Source organism: Pelomonas sp. KK5, from assembly GCF_001984095.1.
Classification (GTDB): Bacteria; Pseudomonadota; Gammaproteobacteria; order Burkholderiales; family Burkholderiaceae_C; genus KK5.
In genome coordinates, this window is the sequence record NZ_LYVQ01000354.1 from 1 (window position 1) to 4,156 (window position 4,156).

Below are 4,156 nucleotides of genomic sequence, written 5' to 3' on the forward strand. Positions count from 1 at the left end.
GTGCCGCCCCCGCCGCTGAGCGGCATGCCCCTGATCCTGGGCACCCTGGCGCTGTCGCTGGCCACCTTCATGAACGTGCTGGACTCGTCCATCGCGAACGTGTCGCTGCCCGCCATCGCCGGCGACCTGGGCGTGAGCCCGGTGCAGGGCACCTGGGTCATCACCAGCTTCGGCGTCGCCAACGCGATCTCGGTGCCGCTGACCGGCTGGCTCACCCAGCGCTTCGGCGCCGTGCGCCTGTTCATGGGCAGCATCCTGCTGTTCGTGCTCTCGTCCTGGCTGTGCGGCTTCGCCCATTCGCTGGAGACGCTGGTGCTGTTCCGCGTGATGCAGGGCCTGGTGGCGGGGCCGATGATCCCGCTGTCGCAGACCCTGCTGCTGGCCAGCTATCCGAAGGAGAAGGCCGGCATGGCCCTGGCCTTGTGGGCGATGACCACGCTTGTCGCGCCGGTCGTCGGGCCCCTGCTCGGCGGCTGGATCACCGACAACATCTCCTGGCCCTGGATCTTCTACATCAACGTGCCGGTGGGCCTGATCGCGGCCTTCTTCACCTGGAGCATCTACCGCAAGCGCGACACGCCGGTGAAGAAACTGCCGATCGACGCGGTCGGCCTGGCGCTGCTGGTGCTGTGGGTCGGTTCGCTGCAGCTGATGCTGGACAAGGGCAAGGAGCTCGACTGGTTCCACAGCGGCCAGATCCAGCTGCTGGCGGTGCTGGCGGTGGTGGGTTTCCTGTTCTTCGTGATCTGGGAGCTGACCGACGCGCATCCGGTCGTGGACCTGCGCCTGTTCGGCGGGCGCAATTTCTTCTTCGGCGCGATCTCGCTGTCCATCGCCTACGGCCTGTTCTTCGGCAACGTGGTGCTGCTGCCGCTGTGGCTGCAGCAGTGGATGGGCTACACCGCCACCGATGCCGGCATGGCGCTGGCGCCGGTGGGGATCCTGGCGATCATCCTCTCGCCGATCGCCGGCAAGAACGTGTCGAAATGGGACCCGCGCGTGATGGCCAGCTTCGCCTTCGTGATGTTCGCGGTGGTGCTGTACATGCGCTCGAACTTCACCACCGGCACCGACTTCCGCTCCATCATGCTGCCCACGCTGCTGCAGGGCGGGGCGATGGCCTTCTTCTTCATCCCGCTGACGACGATCACCCTGTCGGGCATCGAGCCGCACCGCATTCCCGCGGCGGCGGGCCTGTCGAACTTCGTGCGCATCACTGCCGGCGCGATGGGCACCAGCCTGTCCACGACGATCTGGGAGAACCGCGCCACGCTGCACCATGTGCACCTGACCGAGGTGCTGGCCCAGGGCAACCCGATCGCCGGCCAGACCGCGGCCACGCTGCAGGCCGGCGGCTTCAGCGCCGAGCAGGCCTGGGCGCAGATCAACCGGCTGGTGGATCAGCAGGCCTTCACCCGCGCGGCCGACGACATCTTCTACGGCTCGGCGATCGTCTTCCTGCTGCTGATCATCAGCATCTGGTTCACGAAGCGGCCGCCGCGGCTGGCGGGCGTGGCGCCGGCCGATGCCGGTGGCGCCCACTGATCGTCAGGGCCTGCTGCCGCGGTAGCGCAGCAGGCTCACGCCGTGCCGGGCCGTGAAGGCCCGCACCAGCGCGCTGACGCTGGCATAGCCGCATTCGTCGGCGATCAGCATCAGCGGCTCGCTGCCGTCGCGCAGCAGGATGCGAGCCTGCTCCAGCCGGCACTCCGCGGTGTAGGCACGCAGCGTGCTCCCCACGGCGGCGGCGAAGCGGCGCGACAGCGTCCGCTCGCTCAGGTGCACCGCGCGGGCCAGCGCGGCCAGGCCGGTCGGCTGCGCGAGGCCGGCTTCCACCAGCTGCTGGGCCTTCAGCACCGCTTCGTCGCCATGCTGCTTGAACTGCGCGCTCCAGACGCCCAGCTGCTCGTAGGAGGGCAGCGACTCGGTGGACGCATGGCGCAGGAAGCGGCGTGAGGCCGCGCGGCCGGCGAAGCGCTCGACCAGGTGGGCGCAGACGTCCACCGTCGGGTTGATGCCGCCTGCGCAGATGATCTGCCCGCTGACGACGATGCGCCGGCTCGGCGTGTAGCGCACCTGCGGAAATGCCTGCGCGAACAGCGCCTGGTCGCCGATCGGGCCGGTGGCCTGCCTGCCGTCGAGCAGCCCGCTGCGGGCCAGCAGCACGGCGCCGTGCAGGCTGACGACCAGTGCGCCTCGGCCGTGCTGGGCGGCGATCCAGGCGGCCAGGCGAGCCTCTTCCGGGCTGGCCTGCAAGGTCGGCGCGAACTGGACCGGCACCAGCACCACGTCGAAGCGCTGCCGGGCCGCGCGGCCCAGCGGCACATCGGGCGTGATGACCAGGCCCGCCAGGCTGCGCACCGGCCCGTCGCCGACCAGCACGACATCGAACAGCCGGCTCGCCTCGACGTCCGTGCTGCGCGACTGCAGCGTGCCGGCCACCAGCAGGAGCTCCTGCGCCAGGAATACGCCGCCGGCCCAGACCCGTTCGGTCAGCACGATGGCGACACGTGTTTTCATATCAACACATTGGCGGTTGGAGACAACGCAGATTGTGTGGGATTCGTTCCAATCCCTGCCATGGAAGACACAAGAATCGAGCCGATCCCGCGCGAGGCGCTGCAGCAGTTCCTGCGCAAGTCGGACGCGATCGCGTGGCGCATGCTGGCCTTCAACTGGGCGCTGATCATCGGCGCCTTCGCGCTGGTGATGGTCTGGCCGGGCTGGCTCAGCGGGGCCGTCGCGCTGGTCGTGCTGGGCGGCCGGCAACTGGGCCTGGGCATCCTGACGCACGAGTGCGCGCACCGTTCCTTCTTCTCTTCGCGCTCGCAGGGCGAGTGCGTCGGCCAGTGGCTCTGCGGCGCCCCGGTCTTCGTGGACCTGGCGATCTACCGCGGCTACCACATGACGCATCACGTGAAGACCGGCACCGCCGAGGATCCGGACCTGTCCAACTACGCCGGCTATCCCGTCGCCCGCGCCTCGCTGCTGCGCAAGCTCGGGCGCGACCTGGCGGGCCGCTCGGGCCTGCGCGCGATGCTCTCGCTGGCGATGCTGTATGGCAGCCGCGGCGTCCAGGGCTACAGCTACCAGGCGGGCGGCGTGCCGCCGCGTCGACTCAGCCCGCGCGCGCTGCTGTGGAACCTGCGCCGCATCGCGCTGGTCAATGCGCTGATGCTCGCGGCCTGTTGGGCCGCCGGCCACCCGCTCGCCTATCTGCTCTGGCCGCTGGCCTGGCTGACGAGCTACATGGCCTTCAGCCGCATCCGCAACGCCGCCGAGCACGGCGCGCTGCCCGGTACGCGCAGCACCGACATCTGGACCAATACGCGTACCGTCGAGGCCCGCTGGTGGGAGCGCCTGACCGTGGCGCCCAACTACGTGAACTTCCACTTCGAGCACCATCTGGTGCCGACGGTGCCCAGCTACCGCCTGCCGGAGCTGCATGCCTGGCTGAAGGAACGCGGGCTGCTGGCCGGCGCGCAGGTGGAGCGAGGCTACGGCCAGGTGCTGAGGCGCCTGGTCGGGGCTTAGGACCGGGCCGAGGGCAGGCCGTCCAGGATGATCTGCGCGACCTCGGCGCTGGCCGCCGGGCAGGTCGGCCAGCGCGGCGCAGCAGCACGCCGCCGAGCGAATGGCCGATCAGCAGTGCTCGCCGCTGCGGGCCAGCTCGCGCAGACGCACCTGCAGCCGGGCGGCGATGGCGTCGAACGATTCGAGCGCCGCCGAGTAGCCGAAGGTCTCGGTCGCCATGCCGCCGGCGCGCAGCCGTGCCAGCATCGGCCAGCCCGACAGCGGCGTGCGGCCCATGCCGTGGACGAACAGCGCCTTCACGGGATCGCTCCCGGCCGCCCGCCATACCCGGTCAGCTCCAGATAACCCCCGCCCAAACGGCGAGATTCAGCTGACAGCAGCTCCGCCGCGCCTTCCCAGTAGCGGAAGCCGGTGCTGGCGCGCGCGTCGATCTCCTGGGCGTCGATCAGCGCCTTCAGCCTGAGCGAGCCGAGCGGCGTGACGAGCGTCCATTCGACCGGATAGTCGGCGCCGCTCTGCGGGCTGCGCCACAGGCGGACCGGCGTCATCGCCACCTGCCCGGGCGTGAAGCTGGTCGTGCCGCCGTCGGGCCTGCGCCAGCTGCCGCCGGCCCAGTGCTGCG

The 4,156-nt window shown here is 70.4% G+C and carries 5 protein-coding genes; 2 read left to right on the forward strand and 3 right to left on the reverse strand.

Going from position 1 to position 4,156, the window contains the following annotated elements:
- On the forward strand, nt 1–1,545 hold a 1,545-nt coding region (locus tag B0W88_RS30070), incomplete at its 5' end, for a DHA2 family efflux MFS transporter permease subunit (RefSeq protein ID WP_369973965.1).
- A 3-nt stretch (nt 1,546–1,548) separates the two neighbouring features.
- Here the strand turns inward: B0W88_RS30070 and B0W88_RS30075 are convergent.
- Nucleotides 1,549–2,520 (reverse strand): GlxA family transcriptional regulator, encoded by a 972-nt coding sequence (locus tag B0W88_RS30075; RefSeq protein ID WP_077038189.1) that lies wholly within the window; start codon nt 2,518–2,520, stop codon nt 1,549–1,551.
- Nucleotides 2,521–2,580: 60 nt separating this feature from the next.
- On the opposite strand from B0W88_RS30075, the gene B0W88_RS30080 reads away from it, so the two are divergent.
- Nucleotides 2,581–3,534 (forward strand): fatty acid desaturase family protein, encoded by a 954-nt coding sequence (locus B0W88_RS30080; RefSeq protein WP_077038190.1) that lies wholly within the window; start codon nt 2,581–2,583, stop codon nt 3,532–3,534.
- Between the two features lie 108 nt (nt 3,535–3,642).
- Here the strand turns inward: B0W88_RS30080 and B0W88_RS30085 are convergent, their stop codons facing one another.
- Nucleotides 3,643–3,834, reverse strand: coding sequence for a hypothetical protein (locus B0W88_RS30085; protein WP_077038191.1), 192 nt, complete (start codon nt 3,832–3,834; stop codon nt 3,643–3,645).
- A partial coding sequence (locus B0W88_RS30090) for a lipocalin family protein (RefSeq protein WP_144007073.1) occupies nt 3,831–4,156 on the reverse strand: 326 nt, incomplete at its 5' end. The genes B0W88_RS30090 and B0W88_RS30085, both read right to left, overlap by 4 nt.

Excerpts from the sequence above, each read along its gene's own strand:
- B0W88_RS30075 (WP_077038189.1), bottom strand. The coding sequence starts at position 2,520 with ATGAAAACACGTGTCGCCATCGTGCTGACCGAACGGGTCTGGGCCGGC.
- B0W88_RS30080 (WP_077038190.1), top strand. The coding sequence starts at position 2,581 with ATGGAAGACACAAGAATCGAGCCGATCCCGCGCGAGGCGCTGCAGCAG.